Origin of the sequence: Campylobacter sp. RM12654, from assembly GCF_020137585.1 — a bacterium.
Lineage (GTDB): Bacteria > Campylobacterota > Campylobacteria > Campylobacterales > Campylobacteraceae > Campylobacter_E.
This window is the reverse complement of the sequence record NZ_JACGAR010000085.1, coordinates 1-484: the sequence shown is the minus strand read 5'-3', so window position 1 is coordinate 484 and position 484 is coordinate 1. Positions and strand designations below refer to the sequence as shown.

Annotated in this window: 1 protein-coding gene; it reads right to left on the bottom strand. The window is 26.4% G+C overall.

Going from position 1 to position 484, the window contains the following annotated elements; genetic code table 11:
• The coding region (locus AVBRAN12654_RS09415; RefSeq protein ID WP_336614394.1) for a hypothetical protein at window positions 1-484 on the bottom strand (484 nt) is incomplete at both ends.

Genomic DNA, 484 nt, shown 5'->3' with positions numbered 1-484 from the left:
GTTAGAGCCTTTTACTTCTATGGCTTCGAATGGTTTTTCTTTAGTTTGTTCTTCTTTTTCTTCTTTTAACTTATTCTCATCATAAAAAGCTTTTAATTTTAAATATTCTTTTTTAAAGTCTTCTATGCTGATTTCTTCATTTGCAAACAACATTTCTAATCTATTATCATTATCTTCAAATGATTTTTTAAATTTTTTATCACTTAAAGATAGTTTGTCTATGGGATTTTCTTTTAAAAATTCTAAAAGCTCTTTTGAATCATCGTTATTTTGATAAAAAGCTCTTTGATATATTGAATTGTTTTCAAATTTAAACAAAGGTTGAACTTCTAGCTTAAGTGATACAACCCAAGCAGGATCACACTTATTTACTTTAAGAGAATCTTTTGTGCTTAATATTTCTTCGTTTGGGTCTTTTCCGTAAGTAATTATTCCTTTTAGCATTTCGTTTTCTAAGGCTTCATAAATCTTACTGCCTTTTTCA